Origin of the sequence: Shumkonia mesophila, from assembly GCF_026163695.1 — a bacterium.
Classification (GTDB): domain Bacteria; phylum Pseudomonadota; class Alphaproteobacteria; order Rhodospirillales; family Shumkoniaceae; genus Shumkonia; species Shumkonia mesophila.
Genome location: NZ_JAOTID010000001.1, coordinates 522,448 through 548,081, shown reverse-complemented (window position 1 = coordinate 548,081; position 25,634 = coordinate 522,448). Strand labels below are relative to the sequence as shown.

The following is a 25,634-nucleotide window of genomic DNA, read 5'->3' as shown; positions in this document are numbered from 1 at the left end:
TATCCGTAAGCAGGGGTCGATGGGAAGGATTTTCGGCGATGACGCCTTCATCCTAGGTGGCACCGATCATTCCAAGGAGGACCTCGAGGGGAGCGGCATCGGCGTCAATTCCTTCCTGTGGCGGGCCTCGCTGGACACCCTGCTGTTCTTGCCGGTCAGTTCCGCCGACCCCTTCGGCGGCGTCATCATCACCGACTGGCACACCCCGTCGGACAGCCCGCCGGACCAGCGCTTCAAGCTGAACGTCTATATCCTCGGCCGGGCGCTGCGCGCCGATGGCGTCAGGGTCGCCGTCTTCCGGCAGGTCCGGGAAGGCGAGGCGTGGCGCGACCAGCCGCTCGACATCAAGGTCGCCTCCAAGATCGAGGACGCGATCCTGACCAAGGCCCGCCAGCTTCGCAACGAGACGTTGAGGAAATAGAGGACGCCCGGCCGGCCGAACAATCCTCCACGCCGTCGCCGTGCTTGCCGCGGCCATCCACGACCTCCGGAAGGACGTGGATGCCCGGAACAAGTCCGGGCATGACAAAAGGCGACAACAAGCCGACATCGAAGAGACCATGGCTCGCTATAATTTCAAGAAAACCGAAGCCAAATGGCAGAAGATCTGGGCCGAGCGGCAATGCTTCGCGGCCACCGAGGACCCGGCCCGTCCAAAGTACTACGTGCTCGAGATGTTTCCCTACCCGTCGGGGCGCATCCATATGGGCCATGTGCGCAACTACGCGCTGGGCGACCTGGTCGCCCGCTATAAGCGGGCCCGCGGCTTCAATGTGCTGCATCCCATGGGCTGGGACGCCTTCGGGCTGCCGGCCGAGAACGCCGCCATCGAGAACAAAGTGCCGCCGGCCCAGTGGACGCGCCAGAACATCGACACCATGCGCCGGCAGCTCCAGAGCATGGGGCTTTCCTACGACTGGTCGCGCGAACTCGCCACCTGCGAGCCAGAATACTACCGCCACGAACAGAAGATGTTCCTCGACTTCCTCAAGGCGGGCCTGGCCTACCGGCGGGAATCCTGGGTCAACTGGGACCCCGTGGAACAGACGGTACTGGCCAACGAGCAGGTGATCGACGGCAAGGGCTGGCGCTCCGGCGCCGCGGTCGAAAAGCGCCAGTTGAGCCAGTGGTTCCTCAAGATCACCGCCTATGCCGACGATCTGCTGGAGACGCTGGCCACGCTGGAGCGCTGGCCCGAACGGGTGCGCCTGATGCAGGCCAACTGGATCGGCCGCTCCGAAGGCGCCTACATGATCTTCGATCTGGCCGGGCGCAAGGACAGGCTGCGGGTCTATACCACCCGGCCCGACACCATCTTCGGCGCCTCTTTCTGCGCCATCGCCGCCAACCATCCGCTGGCCCTGGAGGCCGCGCGTTCCAACGCCGGGCTCGCCGACTTCATCGCCGAGTGCAATCGCTTAGGGACCAGCGAGGCCGCCATCGAGACGGTGGAAAAGAAGGGCTTCGATACGGGACTTCGGGCCTTGCACCCCTTCGTGGCGGGCAAGGAACTGCCGGTTTACGTCGCCAACTTCGTGCTCATGGAATACGGCACCGGCGCCATCTTCGGCTGCCCGGCGCACGATCAGCGCGACCTCGATTTCGCCCGCAAATATGCCCTTCCCGTGGTGCCCGTGGTGGCGCCCGCCGACGTCGAGCCGGCCGCCTTTGCGGTCGGCGACGTCGCCTATACCGGCGACGGCCGGCTGATCAATTCTTCCTTCCTCGACGGCATGGCCGTCGAGGATGCCAAGGCCGAAGCCATCCGGCGGCTGGCCGCCCAGGGCTCCGGCGAGAAGGCCATCAATTACCGGCTGCGCGACTGGGGGGTGTCCCGCCAGCGCTATTGGGGCTGCCCGATCCCGGTCATCCATTGCGAACGTTGCGGCGCGGTGCCGGTTCCCGAGGCCGACCTGCCGGTGCGCCTGCCCGAAGACGTGACCTTCGACGGGCGGGGCAACCCGCTCGAGAACCACCCGACCTGGAAGCACGTCGCCTGCCCGCAGTGCGGCGGACCGGCCCGGCGCGAGACCGATACCTTCGATACCTTCTTCGAATCGTCGTGGTACTTCGCGCGGTTCTGCGCGCCGCACGAAACCGCGCAGGCCTTCGCGCGCGCCGCCGTCGACTATTGGCTGCCGGTCGATCAATACATCGGCGGCATCGAGCACGCGGTTCTCCATCTGCTGTATTCGCGCTTTTTCATCCGCGCGCTCAAGGACTGCGGCTACCTGGGCATCAAGGAACCGTTCGCCGGCCTGATGACCCAGGGCATGGTCTGCCATCGCACCTTCCGCGACGGGGCCACCGGCCGCTGGCTGTTCCCGACCGACGTCATCGAGGCCCCCGACGGCACGGCGGCGCACGCCAAGACCGGGGCGCCGGTGACGGTCGGCCGTTCCGAAAAGATGAGCAAGTCCAAACGCAACGTGGTCGACCCCGAGGCGACGCTGGCGGCCTATGGTGCCGACACCGCCCGGCTGTTCATGCTGTCCGACAGCCCGCCCGATCACGATCTCGACTGGACCGATGCCGGCATCGACGGCGCCTGGCGCTATGTCAACCGGCTGTGGCGGATGATCGAGGAGCCGGGGGTCGCGCTCGCCGAACCCGGAACGCCGGCGCCGGAAGCCATATCCCCGGCGGCCGACAAGCTCAACCGGGCCATTCACAAGACGGTCGCCGCGGTTTCCGACGATCTGGAGCGCTTCCATTTCAACAAGGCGGTGGCGCGTATTCGCGAGCTGACCAACCTGGTCGACGGCCTGGACCGCAGCGAGGCGGGCGCCGGATGGGTCCTGCGCGAAGCGCTCGACACCCTGGTCTGTCTCATCGGACCGATGATGCCGCATTTGGCCGAGGAATTGTGGCAGCGCCTGGGGCACGCCACCCTGCTGGTCGATACGCCTTGGCCGGCGATCGATGCCTCGCTGCTTCACGAGGACACCGTCGTCATCGCCGTGCAGGTCAACGGCAAGCTGCGCGGCACGATCGATCTGCCGAAGGACATGGACGGCGAGGAAGTCAAGGCGGCGGCGTTGTCGGTCGCCAATGTCGCCAAGGCGCTGGAGGGGCGGGCGCCGCGCAAGGTCATCGTGGTGCCAAACAGGATCGTCAATGTGGTGGTCTAGACTCTTAACCGCCGTCGTCGCGGCCAGCTTTCTGGCGGCCTGCGGGTTCCAGCCGCTGTACGGCGGCGGCAAGCGGGGCCCGACCGTAGCCGAGCTGGCGTCGATCCGCATCGAACCCATCGCCGATCGCAGCGGGCAGATTCTTCGCAACCACCTGTTGGACCGCCTGAATACTTACGGTCGGCCGGCCCATCCGGCCTATGTCCTGCGGATCAATTTGAGTGACAGTTCATCTGGCATCGCGGTGCGCAAAAGCGAGTTTCCGACCCGCACCAGCCTTCGCATTACAGCGGCCTACGCCCTGACCCGCGTCGATACCGGGGCAAGCGTCTTCTCCGCTTCGAGCGCGATCGAGGGCGGCTACAACATCCTCAACTCGGAATTCGCCACCCTCGCCGCCGAGCAGGACGTCCGCGAGCGAGTGCTGCGCGAGGTCGCCCTCGACATCGAGGCCAGGCTCGCCGCCTTTTTCCGGCTGCAGCAGGAACAGCCGGCCGCCCCGCGGACGCCGTGAAAGTCGCCGGCGCCCGCGCGGATGCCTTTGTCGGGCGGCCGGACCCCAAGATCGCCGCCGTCCTCGTCTACGGACCCGACCGCGGCCTGGTGCGGGAGCGTGCGGAAACGTTGGCGCGCGCCGTCGTCGACGATCCCGCCGATCCGTTCCGCGCCGTCGAATTGACCGCCGCCGACCTCAAGGGCGACCCGGCCCGGCTTGGCGACGAGGCCGCCGCTATTTCCCTGGGCGGCGGCCGCCGTCTGATCCGGGTGCGCGAGGCCAACGACGGCATGGCGGGGCTGTTCTCGGCCTTTTTCGCCACCGCCCATGCCGATGGCGCGCTGGTGGTGGCCGAGGCCGGCGATCTGGCGAAGCGCTCGGCCCTGCGCCGGGCCTTCGAGGACGCCGCCAACGCCGCCGCCGTTCCGTGCTATGCCGACGACGCGCGCAGCCTGGGCGCCGTGATTGCCGAAACCCTGGGCGCCCATGGGCTGAAGGCGGCCCCCGACGCGCTGGCCTTCCTGGCCAGCAACCTTGGTTCGGATCGTTCGGTGACGCGGGCCGAGCTGGAAAAGCTGGCCCTCTACATGGGCGGTCCCGGCACCGTCACCCTCGGGGACGCCGCCGCCTGCGTCGGCGACAGCGCGGCGACTTCGCTCGATGGCGCCGTCTTCGCCGCCGGCGCCGGCGATCTTGCCGCTCTCGAGAAGGCCTTGGGCCGCGCCTTCACGGAAGGCGTCGCGCCGATCGCCCTTCTGCGCGCCGCCAATCGGCATTTCCAGCGGCTGCACTGGTTGCGCGGCCAGATGGCGGCGGGCCGCAGCGTCGAGCAGGCGGTGTCCGCCCTGCGGCCGCCGGTGCTGTTCCTGCACGCCGACGCCCTCAAGGCCCAGGCCCGGCGGTGGCCGGCCGACCGGTTGGCCCGCGTGCTGTCGATCCTGTTGGAGGCCGAACTGGACTGCAAGACGACCGGCATGCCGGACGTGGCGGTATGCTCGCGGGCCCTCCTGCGCATCGCCCAGGCGGGCCGCGCCGGCCGCGATTAATCCTTCGGCTCTTTGGGGTCCTCGGAAGGGAAGGCCGGCGGCTCGTCCGACGCGGCATCGTCGGCCCCGGCGCCGTTCGCGCCATCGTCCGGGCCGAACCCGCCGAAACCCAGGGAGTCCAGGTCGTCGTCGCCCGGCATGAAGTCGGCCAGCGCCTCCATCGGATCGTCGGGCAGGGGTTCGATGGGGTCGTCGCGACGACCGGCGCCGCTCGGCAGCGAGCCCCGCGTGCCGGTGGCCCCGCGACTCAGACGATGGAGGATCTCGTCGAGCTGTTCGAGCGACTGGTACTCGATGGTCAGGCTGCCGGCGCCGCCGCGGAAGCGAATGCCGACCTTGAGCCCCAGCAGGTTCGAGAGATCGCGCTCCAGCGCGATGGTGTCGGGGTCGCGGGCGCCGCCGCTCCGCTGGGCGGCCGGTTTCGCCTTGGCCTGCGCCAGCTTTTCGGTCTGGCGCACGTTGAGGCCCCGCTTGGCGACGATGGCCGCCAACGCGGCCGGGTTCTCGGCGTTGAGCAGGGCCCGCGCGTGGCCCGCCGTCAGCACGCCGCCGTTGACCATGTCCTTGACCGCCGCCGGCAGGTTCAGCAGGCGCAGCGTGTTGGCCACGTGGCTGCGGCTCTTGCCGAGGGAGGCGGCCAGCTCCTCCTGGGTATAGGAAAACTCGTCCTTGAGGCGGCGATAGCCGTCGGCCTCGTCGAGCGGGGAGAGATCCTCGCGCTGCAGGTTCTCGATCAGCGCGATTTCCAGGGCCTCGCGGTCCTCCATCTCGCGGATGATGACCGGTACCTCGTGAACCTGGGCCAGCTGGGCGGCCCGCCAGCGCCTCTCGCCGCCGATGATCTCGTAGGAATCGGCCTGCCCGCTGTCGCGGCGCACCAGGAGGGGCTGGAGAATGCCCTTGTCGGCGATCGACTGCGCCAGCTCCTGCAACGACTCGTCGTTCATCCGGTGGCGCGGCTGGAACGGGCTGGGATGCAGGAATTCGATGGGCAGCGTGCGGATGCCGCCGGCGCCGCTTTCGCCCCCTGCCGGGGCCTCGTCGTCCTCGCCGAGCAGGGCCGACAGGCCGCGCCCCAGGTTGCGCCGATGCCCTTCCGCCGCCATCACGCCGCCTCCAGCCGCTCGCGCCGGATGACCTCGCTGGCCAGGCTGAGATACGCCTGGGCGCCCGGACAGCGCAGATCGTAAACCAGCACCGGCCGGCCGTGCGACGGGGCCTCGGAGACCCTTACGTTGCGAGGGATCATCGTCTTGTAGACCTTGTCGCCGAAGAACGCGCGCACGTCGCTGGCCACCATGTTCGACAGGTTGTTGCGGCGGTCGAACATGGTCAGCACGATGCCCTGGATTTCGAGCCCGGGATTGAAGGCCTTGCGGATTCGCTCGATGGTCTTGACCAGATGGCTGATTCCCTCCAGCGCGAAGAATTCGCATTGCAGCGGCACCAGCACCGCCTGCGCCGCCACCAGGGCGTTGATCGTGAGCAGCCCCAACGCCGGCGGACAGTCGATGAGGATGAAGTCGAAGTCGCCGGCTCCGGTGGCCAGCGCCTCGCGCAGCCGGTACTCGCGGCGCTCCTCGTTGACCAGCTCGATCTCGGCGCCGCTCAAGTCGACCCCGGCGGTGATCATGAAAAGACCGGGAATCTCGGTGGCGACGACAGCCTCGGCGGGAACCGCATCGCCGATCAGCAGGTGGTAGGAATTGACGCGCCGGGCGGTGCGGGCGATGCCCAGGCCGGTGCTGGCGTTGCCCTGGGGATCGAGATCGATGATCAGCACCCGCTGGCCGATGGCGGCCAGCGCGGTGGCCAGGTTGATCGCCGTCGTCGTCTTGCCGACACCGCCCTTCTGGTTGGCGATGGCGATGATGCGAGGCCCTGCGGCCGGCACGGGAGGCGGATTAGCGGACATGGCGACGGGAAATGTCCTCCAATTTCAGAATCGTCCCCTCGGGGTCGGTCACACTTTCGAACCGGCTGACCGTCATCATCCAGGTTTTTTGCGACACCGTCAATTCCTGTTCGGCGCCGCGTCCCTTGGGGAAAATACAAGCTGTATGGGGTCCGAGAAAGGGGGACGCTATATCCAGTAGATCGGAAAGAGGCGCCAGGGCGCGCGCCGTGATCGCATCGGCCTCTCGGGGCGCCAGGGCCTCGGCCCGCACGGCGTGAATTTCGACCGCGGCGCCGGTAATTCGCGCCGCTTCGCGCAGGAAGGCGCACTTGCGCCCGTCGCTTTCGACGAGATGGATGCCGCGGATTCCCAGGAGGGCAAGAACCAGACCGGGGAAGCCGGCGCCGCTGCCGAGGTCGATGACGGTCTCGGCCGTCACCGGCACCAGGGGCGCCAGCTGCGCCGAATCGAGGATATGGCGGCGCCAGATGTCGGCCACCGTCCCGCGGCCGATCAGGTTGATGCGCGCCTGCCATTTCAAAAGGACCGCGACCAGGGCTTCCAGTCGGGCCCGCGTGTCGTCCGATATTCCCGTGTGCGCCTGGAAGGCCGCCGGGGTCAGGGGAGGGGGCGTCGTCATGATCGACCCCTGGAGCGGCGGCGGTGTTTCACGTGAAACATGGGGCTCCTTAGGCGCCCTGGCGGGCATCCTGGCGACGGACATGGGCGAGCAGCAGGGTGAGCGCGGCTGGGGTGACGCCCGAGATGCGGGCGGCCTGGCCGAGCGTCGCCGGCTTGGCGCGGACCAGCTTGTCACGGACCTCGTTCGACAGGCCGGCGACGGCGCGGTAATCGAGATCGCGGTCGAGCGCCAACGCCTCGTCGCGGCGGAAGGCGCGGACGTCGGCCTCCTGGCGCTCAAGGTAATGGGCGTAGAGGGCTTCGATCTCCAGTTGCCGTCCGACGGGGGCGGGAAGGACGGCGAGGTCCGGCCAGACGCCCGTCAGCCGCTCGAGCGTGATGCCCGCATGGCCGAGGAGGTCGAAGGCCGAACGCGCCACCCCGTCGAGGTTGACCGTCAGGCCGTGGCGTTGCAGCAGGTTGGGCGTGGCCGTCAGGGCGCACAAGCGCCGCCGTTCGGTGTCGAGCTCGGCCATCTTGGCGGCGAAGACGCGGGCGCGACCGGTCGACACGCACCCAGCGGCCTCGCCCTTGGCGGTCAACCGCTGGTCGGCGTTGTCGGCGCGCAGGGCCAGCCGGTATTCGGCCCGCGAGGTGAACATCCGGTAAGGCTCGGTGGTGCCCAGCGTCACCAGGTCGTCGATCAGGACCCCGATGTAGGCCTCGGCCCGGTCCAGCACCAGGCCGTCGTCGCCGGCCACGGCGCGGGCGGCGTTGAGGCCGGCCATCAGTCCCTGGCCCGCCGCCTCCTCGTAGCCGGTGGTGCCGTTGATCTGGCCGGCGAAGAAAAGCCGCGCCACCCGCTTGGTTTCGAGCGTCGGGTAAAGTTCGCGCGGATCGACGAAGTCGTACTCGATGGCATAGCCCGGCCGCAGCATCACCGCGTCCTCGAGGCCGGGGATGGTCTTGAGCAAGGCGGCCTGGACGTCCTTGGGCAGCGAGGTGGAGATGCCGTTGGGGTAGACGGTATCGTCGTCCAACCCCTCGGGCTCGAGGAAGATCTGGTGTCGGTCGCGCCCGGCGAAGCGCACCACCTTGTCCTCGATGCTCGGGCAATAGCGCGGCCCGGTGCTGCGGATCTGCCCCGAGTAGAGGGGCGCCCGATCGAGGTTGGCGCGAATCAGGGCGTGGGTTTCCGGCGTGGTGCCAGTGATGTGGCAGACCACCTGCGGCGTCGCGATGCGCTCGCTCAGGTAGGAAAAGGGCTCGGGCGGATCGTCCCCCGGTTGCGCCTCCAGGCCGTCCCAGCGGATGGTGCGCCCGTCGAGGCGGGGCGGCGTTCCCGTCTTCAGCCGCCCCAAGGCGAAGCCGGCGCGGCGAAAGGTGTGGGACAGACCGACAGCAGGGGGGTCGCCAACGCGGCCGGCCGGGATCTGGTTCTCGCCGCAATGAATGATCCCGCGCAGGAAGGTGCCGGTGGTCACCACCACGGCGCCGGCCGCCACCCTTTCGCCCCCCGCGGTGATCACGCCCGAAACCGTGTCGTCGGCCGAAAAAGTCAGATCCTCCACCGCCGCCGCCCGCACCGTCAGCCCGGCCTGCTCGGCCAGCAGCTCGCCCATCACGCGCCGGTAAAGCTTGCGGTCGGCCTGCGCGCGCGGCCCCCATACGGCCGGCCCCTTGCTGCGGTTGAGCACCCGAAACTGGATGCCGGCGCGATCGATGGCCCGGCCCATCAGCCCATCCAGGGCATCGACCTCGCGCACCAGTTGCCCCTTGGCCAGGCCGCCGATGGCCGGATTGCAGGACATCTCGCCGATGCGATCCAGCCGGTGCGTCAGCAGCAGGGTGCGCGCGCCGACGCGGGCCGACGCGGCAGCCGCTTCGACGCCGGCATGGCCGGCTCCAATTACAATGACGTCATAGCGTTCCATGGGTCGCCAAACCTAGGGTCCGCCGATCGCGGAGTCAAAGTCTTCCGTCGCCGCCAGCCCCGAATGTTTCACGTGAATCATCGACTCCGGCGGACTTCCCAAAAATGTTTCACGTGAATCATCGCCGTCCCTCGTCCCGGCATGTTTCACGTGAAACATCATTTGCCGATGCAGAACTCGCGAAAGATGACGTCGAGCACGTCCTCGACATCCACCCGTCCGGTAATCCGCCCCAGGGCCCGGGTCGCCAGCCGCAGGTCCTCGGCGGCCAACTCCGGCGCCACGCCCTCTCCCGACAGGAACCGGTCCAGCGCCGCCACACACGCCTCCAGGGCCTCGCGATGGCGGGCCCGGGTCATGGCCGGCGCACCCGCCGCCGGACAGCATTCGGCCACCGCCGCCGCCAGCCGGGCCATCAGCCCGTCGATGCCAATACCGGTGCGCACCGAAACCGCCAGCCCCGCGACGCCGTTTACCGCGAGGGGTGGGGGCGGGGACGTTATATCGGACTTGTTGATCGCCACCACCGTCGCCCCATCGACCAGGGCGGCGGTGCGGCCGTCGGTCTCCGGCCAACGGGTGGCGTCGAACAACGCGATCCTGACATCGGCCTCGGCCGCCCGCGCCTGGGCCCGCCGCACGCCCTCGCACTCCACCGCATCGCCGCCGTCCCGCAGGCCGGCAGTGTCGGCCACCACCACCGGAATCCCGGCCAGGTCGAGATGGACCTCGATGACGTCGCGCGTCGTGCCGGCGGTCTCCGCCACGATGGCCGCCTCGCGGCGGGCCAGCAGGTTCAGCAGGCTCGACTTGCCGGCGTTGGGCGGCCCGACGATCGCCACCTGCACGCCGTCGCGCAGCCGCTCACCGCGCCGACCGTCGGCCAGGTGATCGGCCATCGCGGCGCGCACCGCCGCCGCCCGCCGCCGGACTTCCTCGATCAAGCCCTCCGGCAAATCTTCGTCGGCGAAGTCGATGGCCGCTTCCACATGGGCGAGGTCGCGCAGCAGATCCTCCCGCCATTCCTCGTAAAGCGCGCCCAGGGCACCCTGCATCTGGCGCAAGGCCTGACGGCGCTGCGCCGCCGTCTCGGCGGCCACCAGATCGGCCAGGCCCTCGGCGGCCGTCAAATCCATCCTGCCATTCTCGAAGGCCCGCCGCGTGAACTCCCCGGGCTCGGCCAGCCTAAGCCCGCCGATCCGCCCCAGCGCCGCCAGCGCGCCGGCGACCACCGCCCGACCGCCGTGCAGGTGAAACTCCACCACATCCTCGCCGGTAAAGCTGGCCGGCCCGGCGAACCACACGCCAAGCCCATCGTCGAGGACCTCACCGGTGTCGGGGTCAGTGAATCGCATCCGCACCAGGCGGCGAGGGGGCGGCAGGGGGATGCCGGTCAGGCGCCGCCACGCCTCGCCAGCCTCCGGCCCCGACAGCCGGATGACCGCCACGCCGGCCGGCCCGCTGGCGCTGGCCAGGGCGTAGATGGTGCCGCTTTTCATATCCCGCTTCCGCCGCTTCCTACCGTATCTGGTATTCTATTCTTCCCTCGGCCCCAACATGAGGCGCGCCACCGGCTGTCCCTCGCGCAGGTGGGAGGTCAGGATCTCGTCGATGTCCTGGCGGCTCTCGGCCCGATACCAGATGCCCTCCGGATAGACCACCATGGTCGGCCCCAGTTCGCAGCGGTCCAGGCAGCCCGCCGTGTTGATCCGAACGTCGTCAAGGCCCAGCTTCTGCGCCTGGCCCTTCATGTAGTTGCGCAACCCCATGGCGCCCTTGCGCGCGCAACAGCCCCGTGGATTGCCTTCCGGCCGCTCGTTGATGCAGCAGAACACGTGATGCCGATAATACAGGCCGCCCTCGGTTTCGTCGCTCGCCACCCCGGTCTCCTTCGCCAGATCTCCGGCCGCGCCGGCCGAACCCCGGTGAATCTGTGGTGCGCCGCCGCCGCCGTCAATCTCGGTTTCTGTTGCATCGCCGCCCGGGTGCCCCAACCTACCTGGGGAACCCCGCGTCGCGAAGGGCCCGACGACCGCATGAGCCAGAACCTCCTTTCCCGTGAAACGAGTCCCTATCTGCTCCAGCACAAGCTGAACCCCGTGCACTGGCGGGCCTGGGGTCCAGAGGCGCTGGCCGAAGCCAAGCGGCTCAACCGTCCGATCCTGTTGTCGGTCGGTTACGCCGCCTGCCACTGGTGCCATGTCATGGCCCATGAAAGTTTCGAAGACGATTCAACCGCCTCCGTCATGAACGCCCTTTTCGTCAACATCAAGGTCGACCGCGAGGAACGTCCCGACATCGACCTCATCTACCAGTCCGCGCTGGCCCTGATGGGCGAGCAGGGCGGCTGGCCGCTGACCATGTTCCTCACCCCCGAGGGCGAGCCTTTCTGGGGCGGCACCTATTTCCCCAACCAGCCCCGCTACGGCCGGCCGGCCTTTGCCGACGTCCTGCGCCGGGTCGCCGAGGTCCACGCCCGGGACGCCGATGCCATCCGGCACAATGTCGCCGCCCTCAGGGACGGCCTCGCCCGCCTGGCCCAGCCGGCCGCCGGCGGCAGCCTTGGCCGCGCCGCGCTGGACGCCGCGGCGCGCGCCGCATTGGCCGATGTCGACACCCATCACGGCGGCACCCATGGCGCGCCCAAGTTCCCGCAACCCGGCTTCTTCCGCTTCCTGTGGCGGGCCTATCGGCGCACCGGCGAGGCCGCCTTTCGCGACGCCGTCACCACCACGCTCGACGCCCTCTGCCAGGGCGGCATCTACGATCACCTGGGGGGCGGCTTCGCCCGCTATTCGACCGACGCCCGCTGGCTGGTCCCGCACTTCGAAAAGATGCTCTACGACAACGCCCAGCTTCTCGATCTGCTGGCCGAGGCCTGGCAGGCCACCGGCTCGCCCCTCTATGCCGTCCGCGCCCACGAAACCGTCGACTGGCTGCTCCGCGACATGCGGGTCGACGACGACGACGACGGCAGATTCGCCTTCGCTTCCGCCTACGACGCCGACAGCGAGGGCGTCGAGGGCAAATACTACGTCTGGAGCGAGGCCGAGATCGACGCCATCCTCGGGCTGGACTCCGCCCTCTTCAAGGCCGCCTACGGCGTTACCGCCCCCGGCAACTGGGAGGGGGTCACCATCCTCAACCGCAGCCACGCCGCCACCGCCATCGCCGACGATCCCCGCATCGGCGCCGCACGCGCGCGGCTGCTGGCGGCGCGGCGCGAGCGGGTGCCCCCGGCCTGGGACGACAAGGTGCTGGCCGACTGGAACGGCCTTGCCATCGCCGCCCTGGCGAACGCGGGAACAGTGTTCGGCCATCCCGCCTGGATCCATGCCGCCCGGGCCGCCTTCGCCTTCGTCGGCCGTCATATGGCCGACCCCGCGGCGCCGGATCGTCTGCTTCATTCCTGGCGGGCCGGCCAGGCCCGGCACGCCGCCGTGCTGGACGACTACGCCAACCTGGCGCGCGCCGCGCTCGCCCTGCACCAGGCGACCGGGGAGGGGGCCTTCCTGACCCTGGCCGAGGCGTGGACGGAAACCCTCGATCGCCACTACTGGGACAAGGCCGAGGGGGGCTATTTCCTGACCGCCGACGACGCCGCCGACCTCATCACGCGGCCCAAGACCATCGCCGACCACGCGGTGCCGCCCGGCAACGGCACCATGGTCGAAGTCCTGGGCCGCCTGTTCCTGCTGACCGGCAGGACCGCCTACCGCGAACGCGCCGAAGCCCTGGTAAAGCTGTTCTCGGCGGCGACGCCCGAGCACAACGCCCGCATGCCGACGCTGTGTATCGGGGCCGAAATCCTGGAGGCGCCGGTGCAGATCGTCGTCCTCGGCTCCGCCACCGATCCCGCCCGCGCCGAACTGCTGAAAGCCGCCCGCGAGGCGGCACCGGCCACCGCCGCCATCGCCGCCCTCGACCCCGCCGAGCCGCTTCCCGAGGGCCACCCGGCGGCCGGCAAGGGCCTGCGCGACGGGCGGCCGACCGCCTATGTGTGCGCTGGCGCCACCTGCGGCCTGCCCAAGACCGACGCCAGCATCTTGCGGCAGGAGCTTGCAGCCCTGTAATCTGCCGCCATGCCGTACCTGTCGCTCAGCAGCCCGCTCGGGCCCCTGACGGTCTTCGAGGACGAGGCCGCCGTCGTCGCCGTCGAATTCGGCCGCGCCCCGCCCGGCGAGGAAACGCCGCTGCTCGAAGAGGCCCGCCGCCAGCTCGACGCCTACTTCGACGGCCGGCTGCGCGACTTTTCGCTGCCGCTGGCGCCCGCCGGCTCGGCCTTCCAGCGGGCCGTGTGGGGAGCCATCTCGACCATTCCCTATGGCGAAACCCGCACCTACGGCGACCTCGCCAACGCCCTCGGCTCGGCCGCCCGGGCCATCGGCGGCGCCTGCGGGCGCAACCCCATCCCGATCATTGTTCCCTGCCATCGCGTCGTCGGCGCCGGCGGCCGCCTGACCGGCTATTCGGGTGGCGAGGGCACCGACACCAAGCGCGTCCTCCTCGTCCTGGAGGCCGCCCACGTTCCGTGACCGGCCGGCGTCATCGGCCATTGTCCTTGCTGGGGAGACGATCATGACCAAAGCCTTCCGCATCCACGAGTACGGCGGCCCCGAGGTCCTGAAGTGGGAGGACGTCACGGTCGGCGAGCCCGGGCCCGGCCAGGTCCGGCTGCGTCACACCGCCGTCGGCCTCAACTTCGTCGACACCTACATGCGCAGCGGCCTCTACAAGCTTCCCTCGCTGCCCTCCGGCCTCGGCCAGGAGGCGGCGGGCGTGATCGAGGCCGTCGGGCCGGGCGTGGCCGGCTTCAAGGTCGGCCAGCGCGTCGCCTACGGCGTCGGCCCCGCCGACGCCTATTCCGAAGCCCGCCTGTTCCCGGCCGAGCGCTTGGTGCCGCTGCCCGATGCCATCGCCGACCGCACCGCCGCGGCGATCATGCTCAAGGGCCTGACCGTCTGGTACCTGATCCGCCGAATCCATCCCGTGCAGAAAGGCGAAACCATTCTGCTGCACGCTGCCGCCGGCGGTGTCGGCTCCATCCTCAGCCAATGGGCGAAGCATCTTGGAGCCACCGTCATCGGCACCGTCGGCACCGATGAAAAAGCCAAGATCGCCAAGGCCCACGGCTGCGACCATGTCATCGTCTATACCCGCGAGGACTTCACTAAGAGGGTGCGCGAGATCACCGGCGGCGCCGGCGTCCCCGTGGTCTACGATTCGGTCGGCGCCGCGACCTTCGAAGGATCGCTGAATTGCCTGCGGCGGACCGGGTTGATGGTCACCTTCGGCAACGCCTCGGGACCGGTGCCGGCCTTCGAGCCGGCGACGCTCGCCGCCAAGGGCTCGCTGTTCCTGACGCGCCCCAGGCTCGGCGATTACGTGCCGACGCCGGAAGCCCTGAACGCGGCCGCCAGGGAGCTGTTCGACGTCGTCGCCGGCGGCCAGGTGAAAATCGAGATCGGCCAGACCCATCCGCTGGCCGAGGCGGCGCAGGCGCAACGCAACCTCGAGGCCCGCAAGACCACGGGATCGACCATCCTGCTGCCATAAGAGAAGGTACCAAAAAAGGCGGCGCGCCCCTTAAGGACGTGCCGCCTTCGCTTGGCGTGAAGCGTGGGTTCGCTCAGGTATTCATGGAATCGAAGAAATCGGGATTGTTCTTGGTTTCCTTGAGCTTCTTGAGCAGGAACTCCATGGCGTCGACGACGCCCATCGGCATCAGGATGCGGCGCAGCACCCACATCTTCGACAGCGTGCCCTTGTCGACCAGCAGCTCCTCCTTGCGGGTGCCCGAGCGCGTGATGTCGATCGAGGGCCAGGTGCGCTTGTCGGTGAGCTTGCGGTCGAGGATGATTTCCGAGTTGCCGGTGCCCTTGAACTCTTCGAAGATCACCTCGTCCATCCGCGAGCCGGTGTCGATCAGCGCGGTGGCGATGATGGTCAGGGAACCGCCTTCCTCGATGTTGCGCGCCGCGCCGAAGAAGCGCTTCGGCCGCTGGAGCGCATTGGAATCGACGCCGCCGGTCAAGACCTTGCCCGACGACGGCACCACGGTGTTATAGGCGCGCGCCAGGCGGGTGATGGAATCGAGCAGGATCACCACGTCGCGCTTGTGCTCGACGAGGCGCTTGGCCTTGGCAATCACCATCTCGGCCACCTGGACGTGGCGGGTCGCCGGCTCGTCGAAGGTGGAGCTCACCACCTCGCCCTTGACCGAGCGGGCCATGTCGGTCACTTCCTCGGGCCGCTCGTCGATGAGCAGCACGATCAGGTAGCATTCCGGGTGATTCTCGGCCACAGCGTGGGCGATGTTCTGCAGCATCACCGTCTTGCCGGTGCGCGGCGGCGCCACGATCAGCGCCCGCTGGCCCTTGCCGATCGGCGTAATCAGGTCGACGACGCGCAGCGTCGGGTCGGTGATCTTCGGGCTGTCGATTTCCATCGACAACCGCCGGTCCGGATATAGCGGCGTCAGGTTGTCGAAGTTGATGCGGTGCCGGACCGCCTGCGGGTCCTCGAAATTGATGTCGTTGACCTTGAGCAGCGCGAAATAGCGCTCGCCGTCCTTCGGCGCGCGGATCTCGCCCTCCACCGTATCGCCGGTGCGCAGCCCGAAGCGCCTGACCTGGCTGGGCGAGACGTAAATGTCGTCGGGACCGGGCAGGTAGTTGGCCTCCGGCGAGCGCAGGAAGCCGAAGCCGTCGGGCAGAACCTCCAGCACGCCGTCGCCGTAGATGGACACGTTGTTGGTCGCCAGTTGCTTGAGGATGGCGAACATCATGTCCTGCTTGCGCAGCGAACTGGCGTTCTCGATTTCCAGCTCCTCGGCAAAAGCGAGAAGCTCGGTCGGGGATTGGGATTTCAGTTCCTTGAGATTCATGGCTGGCCGTCAGCTCTGACCCTGAAGCGGGTCGGGATGGGGTGGAGAGGATTGGGGATCGGCATGCGGCGGAATGCCGCAATCGGTCGGTGATATCAACAACCGGGCCGATGGCCCGCCCACATTGCAACAAGTTGGGGAATGGAAAGGGTGTGCCTTACCCTCTGCGATTTCAAGAGCATTAACCAAACGCACCGACCCTGTCAAACGGAGAATGCGAAAGAGACCGTCCGGCGCTATCCCGCATGGCCGCACCGCCCGCGATCGCCGGGGCAGATCCGCCGGCCATCCTGCGAAATGGTGGCGCAGCCGCCAGCCCTAGCGGCGCGAACCAGACGGGCCAGGCCGTCGATGAAAAGGGGATGGGTGCCCACCGCCGGCACCCGTTCGTAGGCCGGCACGCCTGCCTTGTGGGCCAGTTCGCCGTACTCGATATCGAGTTCGACCAAAGTCTCGGAATGCTCGGAAACGAAGGCGATGGGCACCACCACCAGGGGTTTCCCCTCGTGCCCCGCCCGCTCGATCTCGGCATCGGTGGCCGGGCCGATCCATTCCAGCGGCCCCACCCGGCTCTGGAAGGACACCCGCCATTCGAAGTCGTCGCGGCCCATCGCGGCCACCACCGCCGCCGCCGACCGTTCGACCTGCCATTTGTAGGGATCGCCGCCCTCGATCACCCGCTTGGGCAACCCGTGGGCGGAAAACAGCACGCGCGGCCGCCCGGCCCGGGACGCCCGGTCCACAGCGGCAGCCACCAGTTCGGCCTCGGCGGCGACGAAACCGGGCTCCGTCGGGTAGCAGCAGACGGCCCGCGTCGGCACGTCGAGGCCGATCGCCCTGGCGGCGCGTTCCCAGTCCATGACCGAGGACGCCGTGGTGGTGGTCGAATACTGGGGATAGAGCGGCAGCAGGACGATCTCGTCGGGGGCGAAATCCTTGACCGCCAAGGCCGTTTCGTCGCTCATCGGGTGCCAATAGCGCATGGCGATGAACACCTTGACCTCGCCGTCGCCGGCCAGCGCGGCTTGAAGCGCCGCCGCCTGCTCGCGGGTCAGCGGCAGCAGCGGCGAGCCGCCGCCGATCTTGGCGTAGATGGCGCGCGCCACCGGGCCCCGCCGGCGGGAAATCAGCTTGGCCAGCAGCGGGCGAACCGGCCACGGCAGGCCGATGATGGCGGGATCGTTGAAGAGGTTGAACAGGAACGGCTCGACCGCTTCCGGCCGGTCCGGGCCGCCCAGATTGAACGCGACGACGGCAATCTTCGGCATGATCCTGACCATGGGGAGCGGAACGGCCCCCATTTTCCACGAGTGTTACGGCCGCCAGGCGCGAACGGTTGCGGCCAACTGAAGCACATTCTCGACCGGCGTCTCGGGAACGACGCCGTGGCCGAGGTTGAAAATGAAGGGTCCCCGGCCGAGGTTTTCAAGGATGGCGAGCGCGGCATCCCGCATTTCGCTGCCGCCACGAACCAGAACCTGGGGGTCGAGATTGCCCTGCAGGACGGTGTTGGGCTGCAGGGCCAGGCGCGCGAAGCCCAGGTCCACCGCGCTGTCCAGGCTGATACCGTCGACCCCGGTCTCCCGCACATAGTCGGCATAGAGGACGCCGGCGCCGCGCGGAAAGCCGATGATCGGAATCTCGGGACAGGCGGCGCGCACCTTCGCCACCAGGCGTCTCGTCGGCGCGATCGCCAGCCGGCGGAAACGCGCTTCGTCGAGCGCCCCAGCCCAGCTGTCGAAGATCTGAAGGGCCTCGGCGCCGTGCCGCACCTGCTCGATGAGGTAGGCGGCGGTCGCCTCGACCAGGAGATCGATCAGCATCGCGAAGCCCTCGGGATCTTCCCCGTCCCATCCGAGCGCGCGGCCGAAATCGGTGCCGCCGCGGCCCTCGACCATGTAGGTGGCGACCGTCCACGGCGCCCCGGCAAAGCCGATCAGCGCGGTTTCCGGCGGCAGCGCGCGCCGGATGCCGCGAAGGGCCGTAAAAACCGGCTCGAGGTGTCGAAGGACCCGCCCGGACTTGAGGACCTCGACGTCCCGGCGCGAGCGCAACGGCTCGAGAACCGGCCCCTCGCCCTCGCGGAAATCGACGGCCTGGCCCAGGGCATCGGGCACCACCAGGATGTCGCTGAACAGGATGGCGGCGTCCGGCCTGAAACGGCGCAGCGGCTGCAAGGTCGCTTCGACGGCCAACTCCGGCGTATAGCAGAAATCGAGAAAATTCCGCGCCCGCTCGCGCAGTTTCCGGTATTCCGGCAGATAGCGGCCGGCCTGGCGCATCAGCCACAGCGGCGGCGGCACCATCGATTGCCCCCGCAACGCCGCCAGGAATGGTTTGACGTCCTCGGCCATGCCGCTTCCTTCTTCGCCCGGTCGGTTGCCGAACTTATACCCAGGCCTCTTCTACAAGAATCTTTTTTATAAAAGGTTCTGTAGTGGTAGTTGTGCGGTGAGTCATGGGGATTAATGTTCTCCACAGCTTGTCCCCGCCGCCACGACGCATTTTTAAGGTCCGACCCGGCCAACGGTGCGCAACCTGTTGACGGCGCTTGCCCAAGGGCTCGTTTCCGGCTGTTTGGGTCGCCCGGACAAAGCCGGGGAAAGCGGGGAAAAAGCCCGGTCGTTCCAACGGTTATGCGCGCTGTCGGCGGGCGAAGGATAATGTTTTCAATTCGGATTCTGGCGGTGTAAGAAATAACGACGAACGAGGACGCTTTCCAACGCCAAGCGGTCGGAGGGGGTTTATCCCCAATTCATCGACATGACTACCCAAACAGGCCGGAAAAACAAAGCCGTGCACGTGCACTTGGTGTCGGATTCGACGGGCGAAACCGTCTCCACCGTTGCCAGGGCCTGCCTCGTGCAGTTCGACGACGTACAGCCGGTCGAACATGCCTGGACGATGGTCCGTTCCCCCGGCCAGGTCGGCACCATCCTCGAGTCCATCAGGAAGGACCGGGGAATCGTCATCTACACGGTGGTCGACCGCGACGTTCAGGATGCCCTGGAGGAAGGCTGCCGCCATTTGCAGGTGCCCTGCGTCGGCGTCCTCGACCCGGTGCTGGAAGCCCTGCATTCGTACGTGGGAGCGAAGGCGCGGGCGACGCCGGGGCGCCAGCATGAAATGGACGCCGAGTACTTCTCGCGCATCGAGGCCATCCATTTCGTGTTGGCTCACGACGACGGGCAGTCGCCAGCCGACCTGCGCGATGCCGACGTCATCCTGGCCGGGGTGTCGCGCACGCTCAAGACGCCGACCTGCATCTATCTCGCCAACCGCGGTGTCAAGGCGGCGAACATCCCGATCATGCCGGGGGTTCCCCTGCCGGCCGAGGTCCTGGAGCCGGGAGCGCCGCTGGTCGTCGGATTGACCAAGGACCCCAAGCGCCTGGTGCAGATCCGCCGCAACCGGCTTAAACTGCTCGACCGCGACGAAAACACCGACTACGCCGACATCGAAACCGTTTCGCAGGAAATCCGTATCGCCCGCGAAACCTTCGCCAAGCACAAGTGGCCATTCATCGACGTGTCCGAACGCTCGGTCGAGGAGGTGGCGGCCATCATCATGCAGCTTTACAAGGAACGGCAGGAGAGACAGCTCTGAGCGCATCCTTCCCCGGTCTGGTCCTGGCTTCGGCCAGCGCGGCGCGCTTGCGCCTGCTTCGCGCCGCTGGCGTGGTTTTCGAGTGCGAGCCGCCCAACCTCGACGAAACCCAGATCAAGGCCGACATGGCGGCCACCGGCGCCGACGCCACCGAACTGGCCGGCGCCCTGGCCCATGCCAAGGCCAGCTTGGTGGCGTCCCGGCGGCCAAGCTTGGCGGTCATCGGTGCCGACCAGGTGCTCGAATACGCCGGCCAGTGCTTCGACAAGCCGGGCAACCGCGACGAAGCGCGGCGCCACCTGAGGATGCTGGGCGGCCGTACGCATCGCCTGGTCAGCGGCGTCTGTGTGGTTTGCGACGGCAACCTGCTGTGGAGCCATGCCGAAACGGCCCGCCTGACCATGCGCCCGTTCAGCGAGGAGTTTCTCGAGACCTATCTCAACACCGCCGGTCCGGAAACGTGGGATTCGGTCGGCGGCTACCGGCTGGAGGGCCTGGGCGCCCAGCTGTTCGAGCGCATCGACGGCGATCACTTCACCATTCAGGGACTCCCCTTGCTGCCGCTCCTGCGGTTTCTTCGCCGCAAGGGCATGATCCTGGATTGACCGGCCACACGTCGGCCGCCGCGGACGGGGCAGCGGGAACCATGCAGCGATGATACCGAACGGTCAGGCCAAGCTTGCCGGCGTCATGGGGTGGCCGATCGGCCATTCCCTGTCGCCGCGCCTGCACGGCTACTGGCTCGACCGCTACGGCATCAACGGCGCCTACGTGCCCCTGGCGGTGCCTGCCGACGCCTTCGACGGCGCCTTTCGCGCCTTGCCGCTGCTGGGCTTCGCCGGGGTGAACGTGACCATCCCCTACAAGGAGGCGGCGCTGGCCGCCGTCGACGACGCCGACGAGACGGCCCGGCGCATCGGCGCCGCCAACACCATCTCCGTCCTTCCCGACGGCAGCCTGTACGGCCAGAACACCGATGCCTTCGGGTTCATCACCAACCTCAAGAACGGGCTGCCGGACTGGCGCCCCACCGAGGGGCCGGCCGTGGTGATCGGCGCCGGCGGCGCCGCCAGGGCGGTTTGCGTGGCCCTGCTGGATGCCGGCGTGCCCGAGATCCGGCTGGCCAACCGCACGGTGCGCCGCGCCGATTCCCTGGCTCGCGACATCGGCGGCCCGTTCGCCGTGACGCCCTGGTCCAAGCTTGCCGCCGCCATGGAGGGCGCCTGCCTGCTGGTCAATACCACCGGACTGGGCATGACCGGCGAGCCGCCGCTCGAGGTCGATCTTCGCCACCTGGCCCCCGAGGCGGTGGTCACCGACATCGTCTATTCGCCGCTCGAAACGCCGCTGCTGGCGGCGGCTCGTGCGCGCGGCAACCGCACCGTCGACGGCCTCGGCATGCTGCTGCACCAGGGCCGGCCGGGCTTCGCCCGCTGGTTCGGGGTCGAACCCGACGTCACCCCGGCGCTGCGCGAATTCGTGCTGGCCGGCTTGGCGCCGGCCGGGCGATGAGGACGGGCGGCCCATGGTGATCCTGGGCCTCACCGGTTCGATCGGCATGGGCAAGACCGTGGCCGCCGGCATGTTCCGGCGCTTGGGAATCCCGGTGCACGACGCCGACGCCGCCGTCCATCGGCTGCTGGGACGGCGGGGCGGGGCGGTCGCGGCCGTCGCCGCCGCCTTTCCCGGCGTGCTTCGCGAGGGCGCCATCGACCGCCGGGAACTCGGCCGGCGCGTCTTCGACGACGCGGCGGCCATCGGACGGCTCGAGGGCGTGCTTCATCCGGCGGTGCGGGCCGATCAGGCGGCCTTCCTTAGGCGTCAGGCGCGGCGGGGTTGCAAACTGGCGGTCCTCGACGTGCCGCTGCTGTTCGAAACGGGAGCGGATGGCAACTGCGACGCCGTGGCCGTGGTCATGGCGCCGCCGTTCGTCCAGGAGGCCCGGGTGCTGGCCCGTCCCGGCATGACGCGCCAAAGGCTGGAAGCCATCCGCGCCCGCCAGATGGCCGATGCCGAGAAGCGCCGGCGGGCCGATTTTTTGATACCCTCGGGCCTGGGGCGGCGCGAAACGCTGCGCGCCATCATGCGCATCGCCGCCCAGGCGCGAACCCTGCGCCCCTGCCGCTGGCCGTGGCCGGCGGCGGCCTGTCCCTGACGCCGGCGACGAAGGAGATTGCGCCCATGCGCGAGATCGTGCTGGATACCGAAACCACCGGGCTGGACCCGGCGGCCGGCCACCGTATCGTCGAGATCGGTGCCGTCGAGCTGATCAACCACCTGCCGACCGGCCACAGCCGGCAGATCTATATCAATCCCGAGCGCGACATGCCGGCCGAAGCCTTCGCGGTGCATGGCCTGTCGGCGGACTTCCTGGCCGACAAGCCGGTGTTCGCCGCCATCGCCGCCGACTTCCTGAACTTCATCGGCGACGCCACGCTGATCATCCACAACGCCGAGTTCGACCTCAAATTCCTCAACGCCGAGCTGGCCCGCCTGGAAAAGCCGGCGCTGCCGGCGGCGCGCGCCGTCGACACCGTCGGCATGGCGCGCCGCAAGTATCCGGGCGCCCAGGCCAGCCTCGACGCGCTGTGCCGTCGCTTCCAGATCGATCTTTCGGATCGCGCGCTGCACGGCGCGCTGAAGGACGCCAGACTGCTGGCCGAGGTCTACCTGGAACTGATTGGCGGCCGCCAGACCAAGCTCGCCTTGACCGCGGCCGCGGCGAGTGCGGCGGCAGGCATGCCGGCGGCGGCGCGTCCGCAACGCCCACCCAGGCCGCACGCACCGACGCCCGAGGAAGAGGCGGCCCATGCCCGCTTCCTCGAAAAGCTCAAAGACCCGCTGTGGGCGTCCTGAGGCGGCAGGCCCTCAGGCCGTCTGCGGCGCGCCCGCCGCGGCCTGCTCCAGACTGGCTATCTTGTTGCGGTACATGCCGGCGAAGTCGACCGGCGAGAGCATCAGCGGCGGGAACGCCCCATCGCGGGTGGCGTCGGCAATGATGTTGCGGGCGAACGGGAAAAGCAGGCGCGGGCACTCGATGAGCAGCATGGCCTGCAGATGTTCGCGCGGCACGACGATGGTGAACAGGCCGGCATAGGCCAGCTCGCAGACGAAGGCGACGGCCTCGCCCACCTTGCATTCGGCGACGATGTGCAGCGTCACCTCGAAAAGCGTCTCCTGCGCGGCCTTGGCCTGGACCTCGACGTTGACCGAGATCTGCGGTTCCTTGGTGGTCATCTCGCCGTAGATGCCGGGCGCTCCCGGTACCTCGAAGGACAGGTCCTTGATGTACTGGCCATTGACGATCAGGGGCGGAACGCCGGCACCGGTATCGGTCGGGGCGGCGTCGGTCGGGGTGGCGTCGGACGGGCCGTTGGAAGTCATCGCGGGTCTCCATGGATGGGTTGGCAGGGCTGGCTAGCACGGAATTCCGGCCGAGACAATCGCCAAAGCCGGCCGAACGGCCCCTAGCGGCCGCCGTGGCGCCAGGGGTTGGCGTCATCCTTGTCGGGCGGCGGCCGGCTGCTGTCGATTTCCTCGTATTCGCCTTCGATGACCGTCGGGCCGCTGGGCGAACGGGGGGGGTCGCGGCGCGGCGGCGGGCCCTCCGACACGGTGTGCACCCGCCCGGACGACAGCAGGTAGGCGGCAAGCCACCGGCGCACGGCGGCGCGCACCGGCGGCACGAACAGCAGGAAGCCGATGGTGTCGGTGACGAAACCGGGGGTCAGCAGCAGGGCGCCGGCCACCAGCAGGCACACGCCGTCGAATACCTCGGCCATGGGAAGGCGGCCCGCCGCCAGGCTTTCGCGCACCCTCATCAAGATGGCGAATCCCTGCTGGCGCAACAGCGCGGCGCCGAGCAGCGCGGTCAGCACCACCACGGCGATGGTCGGTCCCAAGCCGATCCAACCGCCGACCTGGATGAAGACGGCGATTTCGGCGATCGGCACCCCGATCAGGAGCAGGAGAATGACAAGAGCCATGCTTGCCCTTAGGCGAATATCGGATTATCTAGTTCAGCAGGCGTTCCCTCGTGTTGGCCGCCAGTCGCCGGCTATGTCTCGGGGTCGCCCGGCTGGAGCGGTCGGTCGTGTTTAACGCAGGGAACTCCGGCGGTCCAGCCGGAGATTACGCAGGAAGGCAATCATGGGCGACGGCTTCCAGTTCATCGACATCATCCTTTTCGCCCTGATCGCCGCCTTCCTGGTCCTGAGGTTGCGCGGCGTCCTCGGGCGGCGCGACGGCTTCAAGGGCCGGCCGCGCGATCCTTTCGCCCCGCCCGCCGGGGGCCAGGCCGACAACGAAAACGTAGTGGCGCTGCCCGACCGCGGCAACCCCGATGCCGTCGGGGATGCCGCCGAGACCGAGCCCACCGACCCCATCGAGGCGGGCCTGGCGCGGCTTCGTCGCTCCGATCCCGGCTTCGACATCGAAGAGTTCCTGGTCGGTGCCCGCACCGCCTTCGAAATGATCATCAGCGCCTTTGCCGCCGGCGACACCGAGGCCTTGAAGCCGCTGCTCAGCCGCGATGTCTTTGCCAACTTCGCCGAGGAGATCGCCAAGCGCGAGGAGTCGGGCGAAACGCTTGAAACCGTCGTCACCGCCATTCGGATTTCCGACATCGTCGAGGCCCGCGTCGACGGCCGCACGGCGCGCCTGACCGTCAAGTTCGTCAGCGACCAGACCAACCTGACCCGCGACCACGAGGGCCGCCTGATCGAAGGCGATCCCGAGGCCACCACCGAGGTCAGCGACTTTTGGACCTTCGAGCGCGCGCTCAAGTCCCGCGATCCCAACTGGACCCTGGTGGCGACGGGCACCCTTGATTAGCACCGGATTGCGTCTGGCGCTTCTGGGCGCCCTTCTCGTGACGGTCGCCGGCTGCGCCGGAGGCCCACCGCCGGCCCCGGTGGCGCCGCCCGGCGCCCCGGCCCGCCTTACCCTGACGCCGGTTTCCTTCGATCAGCTTCCCGGCTGGAAAGTAGATCACCAAGCGGCGGCGCTACCGGCCATCCGCCGGTCCTGCGCGCGCATCGCCAGCCTGCCGGCCGACAGGCCGATGGGCGGGGACGGCGGCATCGGCGGCCAGGCGGTCGATTGGCGGGCGGCCTGCGCCGCCATCGACAAAATCCCGGCCGGCAACGACGCCACCGCCCGCTACGCCATCGAAAAGTGGTTCGTTCCCCATCGCGCCACCGTCGGGGCCGACGATACCGGCCTCTTCACCGGCTACTACGAGGCCGAGCTGCGCGGCTCGCGCAAGCGGGGCGGCCGCTATCAGGCCCCCGTCTACGGTCCACCGCCCGATCTCGAGGCTGCCAAGGCCGGCAACGGCGGCAAGTACCGGACGCGCGCCGAGATCGCCGGCGGCGCGCTTGCCGGCAAGGGGCTGGAGCTGCTGTGGGCCGACGACCCGGTCGACGTCTTCTTCCTGCACGTGCAGGGCTCGGGCCGGGTGGTCATGGACGACGGCCGGGTGGTCCGCCTCGGCTATGCCGGGGACAACGGACATCCCTACGCCTCGCTCGGCCGGGCGCTGATGGACCACGGCTTCATGGCCGCCCCGCCGAGCATGCAGGAAATCCGCGCCTGGATCGCCGCCAACCCCGCCCAGGCCGGCCATATGATGGGGCAGAATCCGCGCTACATCTTTTTCGCCATCCGCAACTATTCCGACGACGGCCCGATCGGCGCCCAGGGCGTGGCGCTGACGCCGGGGCGCAGCCTGGCGGTCGACCCCGCCTTCGTGCCCTTGGGGGCGCCGATGTGGGTCGACACCGTCGAGCCGCTGGCCCCCAATACGCCGCTCCGGCGCCTGTTCGTCGCCCAGGACACCGGCAGCGCCATCAAGGGACCGATCCGGGCCGACCTCTTTTTCGGCTTCGGGGATCCGGCCGCCCGTCAGGCCGGTGTCATGAAGGCGCGCGGCCGCTACTTCGTCCTGCTGCCGCGCAAGGGCGTCCGGCCGACCTCCTGACCCTTGCCAAACGGCGCCTCTGCCCGCATTGTGCGGC

At 68.8% G+C, this 25,634-nt stretch carries 25 protein-coding genes; 14 read left to right on the top strand and 11 right to left on the bottom strand.

Going from position 1 to position 25,634, the window contains the following annotated elements; genetic code table 11:
* The first annotated feature begins 19 nt into the window (after window positions 1-19).
* The 4 genes from ODR01_RS02445 to holA all read left to right on the top strand — a co-directional run bounded on the left by ODR01_RS02445 (window position 20) and on the right by holA (window position 4,673).
* Window positions 20-421: a DUF3576 domain-containing protein gene (locus ODR01_RS02445; RefSeq protein ID WP_316975996.1), complete on the top strand. Its 402-nt coding sequence runs from the start codon at window positions 20-22 to the stop codon at window positions 419-421.
* Between the two features lie 139 nt (window positions 422-560).
* Entirely contained in the window at window positions 561-3,131 is a 2,571-nt protein-coding gene (gene leuS / locus ODR01_RS02440) for a leucine--tRNA ligase (RefSeq protein ID WP_316975995.1), read from the top strand.
* The gene (lptE, locus tag ODR01_RS02435) at window positions 3,118-3,645 is read left to right on the top strand and encodes an LPS assembly lipoprotein LptE (protein ID WP_316975994.1); all 528 of its coding nucleotides are present in this window, start codon (window positions 3,118-3,120) and stop codon (window positions 3,643-3,645) included. Before leuS ends, lptE begins: the two co-directional genes overlap by 14 nt.
* Complete coding sequence (gene holA, locus ODR01_RS02430; RefSeq protein WP_316975993.1) at window positions 3,642-4,673, top strand: DNA polymerase III subunit delta; 1,032 nt, start codon at window positions 3,642-3,644, stop codon at window positions 4,671-4,673. Before lptE ends, holA begins: the two co-directional genes overlap by 4 nt.
* Here the strand turns inward: holA and ODR01_RS02425 are convergent.
* The 6 genes from ODR01_RS02425 to ODR01_RS02400 form a co-directional block, all read right to left on the bottom strand.
* Complete coding sequence (locus ODR01_RS02425) at window positions 4,670-5,779, bottom strand: ParB/RepB/Spo0J family partition protein (RefSeq protein WP_316975992.1); 1,110 nt, start codon at window positions 5,777-5,779, stop codon at window positions 4,670-4,672. The genes holA and ODR01_RS02425 overlap by 4 nt on opposite strands.
* Window positions 5,779-6,588 (bottom strand): ParA family protein, encoded by an 810-nt coding sequence (locus tag ODR01_RS02420; protein WP_316975991.1) that lies wholly within the window; start codon window positions 6,586-6,588, stop codon window positions 5,779-5,781. The genes ODR01_RS02425 and ODR01_RS02420 overlap by 1 nt, the downstream gene beginning before the upstream one ends.
* A complete protein-coding gene (rsmG, locus tag ODR01_RS02415; RefSeq protein WP_316976211.1) occupies window positions 6,578-7,192 on the bottom strand; it encodes a 16S rRNA (guanine(527)-N(7))-methyltransferase RsmG in 615 nt (204 codons plus the stop codon). The genes ODR01_RS02420 and rsmG overlap by 11 nt, the downstream gene beginning before the upstream one ends.
* 67 nt (window positions 7,193-7,259) lie before the next feature.
* Entirely contained in the window at window positions 7,260-9,125 is a 1,866-nt protein-coding gene (gene mnmG / locus ODR01_RS02410) for a tRNA uridine-5-carboxymethylaminomethyl(34) synthesis enzyme MnmG (RefSeq protein WP_316975990.1), read from the bottom strand.
* A 158-nt stretch (window positions 9,126-9,283) separates the two neighbouring features.
* Entirely contained in the window at window positions 9,284-10,624 is a 1,341-nt protein-coding gene (gene mnmE / locus ODR01_RS02405; RefSeq protein ID WP_316975989.1) for a tRNA uridine-5-carboxymethylaminomethyl(34) synthesis GTPase MnmE, read from the bottom strand.
* A gap of 36 nt (window positions 10,625-10,660) precedes the next feature.
* Window positions 10,661-11,005 carry a (2Fe-2S) ferredoxin domain-containing protein gene (locus ODR01_RS02400; protein WP_316975988.1) on the bottom strand — a complete coding sequence of 115 codons (345 nt, stop codon included), beginning with the start codon at window positions 11,003-11,005 and terminating at the stop codon, window positions 10,661-10,663.
* A 45-nt stretch (window positions 11,006-11,050) separates the two neighbouring features.
* Here ODR01_RS02400 and ODR01_RS02395 point away from each other — a divergent pair, with 45 nt between their 5' ends.
* Genes ODR01_RS02395 through ODR01_RS02385 form a run of 3 tightly spaced genes read left to right on the top strand, consistent with a single transcriptional unit; the run spans window position 11,051 to window position 14,681 of the window.
* Complete coding sequence (locus tag ODR01_RS02395; protein WP_316975987.1) at window positions 11,051-13,198, top strand: thioredoxin domain-containing protein; 2,148 nt, start codon at window positions 11,051-11,053, stop codon at window positions 13,196-13,198.
* A 9-nt stretch (window positions 13,199-13,207) separates the two neighbouring features.
* Complete coding sequence (locus ODR01_RS02390; RefSeq protein WP_316975986.1) at window positions 13,208-13,660, top strand: methylated-DNA--[protein]-cysteine S-methyltransferase; 453 nt, start codon at window positions 13,208-13,210, stop codon at window positions 13,658-13,660.
* A 43-nt stretch (window positions 13,661-13,703) separates the two neighbouring features.
* On the top strand, window positions 13,704-14,681 hold the full coding sequence (locus ODR01_RS02385) for a quinone oxidoreductase family protein (protein ID WP_316975985.1): 978 nt from the start codon (window positions 13,704-13,706) through the stop codon (window positions 14,679-14,681).
* Between the two features lie 73 nt (window positions 14,682-14,754).
* Here ODR01_RS02385 and rho read toward each other — a convergent pair whose 3' ends face one another.
* The 3 genes from rho to hemE all read right to left on the bottom strand — a co-directional run bounded on the left by rho (window position 14,755) and on the right by hemE (window position 18,365).
* Window positions 14,755-16,011, bottom strand: coding sequence for a transcription termination factor Rho (rho, locus tag ODR01_RS02380; RefSeq protein ID WP_316975984.1), 1,257 nt, complete (start codon window positions 16,009-16,011; stop codon window positions 14,755-14,757).
* 236 nt (window positions 16,012-16,247) lie between these two features.
* Window positions 16,248-17,279 carry a ferrochelatase gene (gene hemH, locus ODR01_RS02375; RefSeq protein WP_316975983.1) on the bottom strand — a complete coding sequence of 344 codons (1,032 nt, stop codon included), beginning with the start codon at window positions 17,277-17,279 and terminating at the stop codon, window positions 16,248-16,250.
* 45 nt (window positions 17,280-17,324) lie between these two features.
* Window positions 17,325-18,365, bottom strand: a complete 1,041-nt coding sequence (gene hemE / locus ODR01_RS02370; protein ID WP_316975982.1) for a uroporphyrinogen decarboxylase — start codon at window positions 18,363-18,365, stop codon at window positions 17,325-17,327.
* Window positions 18,366-18,774: 409 nt separating this feature from the next.
* Here hemE and ODR01_RS02365 point away from each other — a divergent pair, with 409 nt between their 5' ends.
* From ODR01_RS02365 to dnaQ, 5 genes are read left to right on the top strand one after another with little or no spacing between them, the layout of a single operon-like run.
* Entirely contained in the window at window positions 18,775-19,617 is an 843-nt protein-coding gene (locus ODR01_RS02365) for a pyruvate, water dikinase regulatory protein (protein ID WP_316975981.1), read from the top strand.
* On the top strand, window positions 19,614-20,222 hold the full coding sequence (locus ODR01_RS02360; protein ID WP_316976210.1) for a Maf family protein: 609 nt from the start codon (window positions 19,614-19,616) through the stop codon (window positions 20,220-20,222). The genes ODR01_RS02365 and ODR01_RS02360 overlap by 4 nt, the downstream gene beginning before the upstream one ends.
* A 52-nt stretch (window positions 20,223-20,274) precedes the next feature.
* Window positions 20,275-21,129, top strand: a complete 855-nt coding sequence (locus ODR01_RS02355; RefSeq protein ID WP_316976209.1) for a shikimate dehydrogenase — start codon at window positions 20,275-20,277, stop codon at window positions 21,127-21,129.
* A gap of 13 nt (window positions 21,130-21,142) precedes the next feature.
* The gene (coaE, locus tag ODR01_RS02350; RefSeq protein WP_316975980.1) at window positions 21,143-21,772 is read left to right on the top strand and encodes a dephospho-CoA kinase; all 630 of its coding nucleotides are present in this window, start codon (window positions 21,143-21,145) and stop codon (window positions 21,770-21,772) included.
* A 26-nt stretch (window positions 21,773-21,798) separates the two neighbouring features.
* A complete protein-coding gene (dnaQ, locus tag ODR01_RS02345) occupies window positions 21,799-22,473 on the top strand; it encodes a DNA polymerase III subunit epsilon (RefSeq protein WP_316975979.1) in 675 nt (224 codons plus the stop codon).
* Window positions 22,474-22,485: 12 nt separating this feature from the next.
* Here dnaQ and secB read toward each other — a convergent pair whose 3' ends face one another.
* Window positions 22,486-23,001, bottom strand: coding sequence for a protein-export chaperone SecB (gene secB, locus ODR01_RS02340; protein ID WP_316975978.1), 516 nt, complete (start codon window positions 22,999-23,001; stop codon window positions 22,486-22,488).
* Window positions 23,002-23,084: 83 nt separating this feature from the next.
* The gene (locus ODR01_RS02335; protein WP_316975977.1) at window positions 23,085-23,603 is read right to left on the bottom strand and encodes an FxsA family protein; all 519 of its coding nucleotides are present in this window, start codon (window positions 23,601-23,603) and stop codon (window positions 23,085-23,087) included.
* Between the two features lie 163 nt (window positions 23,604-23,766).
* Here ODR01_RS02335 and ODR01_RS02330 point away from each other — a divergent pair, with 163 nt between their 5' ends.
* Window positions 23,767-24,450, top strand: coding sequence for a Tim44/TimA family putative adaptor protein (locus tag ODR01_RS02330; protein WP_316975976.1), 684 nt, complete (start codon window positions 23,767-23,769; stop codon window positions 24,448-24,450).
* Window positions 24,443-25,597, top strand: a complete 1,155-nt coding sequence (gene mltA / locus ODR01_RS02325) for a murein transglycosylase A (protein ID WP_316975975.1) — start codon at window positions 24,443-24,445, stop codon at window positions 25,595-25,597. The genes ODR01_RS02330 and mltA overlap by 8 nt, the downstream gene beginning before the upstream one ends.
* The last annotated feature ends 37 nt before the right edge of the window (window positions 25,598-25,634 follow it).

What these genes read in the sequence shown, in the direction of transcription:
- ODR01_RS02385 (WP_316975985.1), top strand. Translation starts at nt 13,704, where the DNA reads ATGACCAAAGCCTTCCGCATCCACGAGTACGGCGGCCCCGAGGTCCTG.
- dnaQ (WP_316975979.1), top strand. Translation starts at nt 21,799, where the DNA reads ATGCGCGAGATCGTGCTGGATACCGAAACCACCGGGCTGGACCCGGCG.
- ODR01_RS02390 (WP_316975986.1), top strand. Translation starts at nt 13,208, where the DNA reads ATGCCGTACCTGTCGCTCAGCAGCCCGCTCGGGCCCCTGACGGTCTTC.
- ODR01_RS02365 (WP_316975981.1), top strand. Translation starts at nt 18,775, where the DNA reads ATGACTACCCAAACAGGCCGGAAAAACAAAGCCGTGCACGTGCACTTG.
- mnmG (WP_316975990.1), bottom strand. Translation starts at nt 9,125, where the DNA reads ATGGAACGCTATGACGTCATTGTAATTGGAGCCGGCCATGCCGGCGTC.
- coaE (WP_316975980.1), top strand. Translation starts at nt 21,143, where the DNA reads ATGGTGATCCTGGGCCTCACCGGTTCGATCGGCATGGGCAAGACCGTG.
- hemH (WP_316975983.1), bottom strand. Translation starts at nt 17,279, where the DNA reads ATGCCGAAGATTGCCGTCGTCGCGTTCAATCTGGGCGGCCCGGACCGG.
- mnmE (WP_316975989.1), bottom strand. Translation starts at nt 10,624, where the DNA reads ATGAAAAGCGGCACCATCTACGCCCTGGCCAGCGCCAGCGGGCCGGCC.
- ODR01_RS02420 (WP_316975991.1), bottom strand. Translation starts at nt 6,588, where the DNA reads ATGTCCGCTAATCCGCCTCCCGTGCCGGCCGCAGGGCCTCGCATCATC.
- leuS (WP_316975995.1), top strand. Translation starts at nt 561, where the DNA reads ATGGCTCGCTATAATTTCAAGAAAACCGAAGCCAAATGGCAGAAGATC.
- ODR01_RS02335 (WP_316975977.1), bottom strand. Translation starts at nt 23,603, where the DNA reads ATGGCTCTTGTCATTCTCCTGCTCCTGATCGGGGTGCCGATCGCCGAA.
- hemE (WP_316975982.1), bottom strand. Translation starts at nt 18,365, where the DNA reads ATGGCCGAGGACGTCAAACCATTCCTGGCGGCGTTGCGGGGGCAATCG.
- ODR01_RS02445 (WP_316975996.1), top strand. Translation starts at nt 20, where the DNA reads ATGGGAAGGATTTTCGGCGATGACGCCTTCATCCTAGGTGGCACCGAT.
- lptE (WP_316975994.1), top strand. Translation starts at nt 3,118, where the DNA reads ATGTGGTGGTCTAGACTCTTAACCGCCGTCGTCGCGGCCAGCTTTCTG.
- secB (WP_316975978.1), bottom strand. Translation starts at nt 23,001, where the DNA reads ATGACTTCCAACGGCCCGTCCGACGCCACCCCGACCGACGCCGCCCCG.
- ODR01_RS02425 (WP_316975992.1), bottom strand. Translation starts at nt 5,779, where the DNA reads ATGGCGGCGGAAGGGCATCGGCGCAACCTGGGGCGCGGCCTGTCGGCC.
- rho (WP_316975984.1), bottom strand. Translation starts at nt 16,011, where the DNA reads ATGAATCTCAAGGAACTGAAATCCCAATCCCCGACCGAGCTTCTCGCT.
- ODR01_RS02330 (WP_316975976.1), top strand. Translation starts at nt 23,767, where the DNA reads ATGGGCGACGGCTTCCAGTTCATCGACATCATCCTTTTCGCCCTGATC.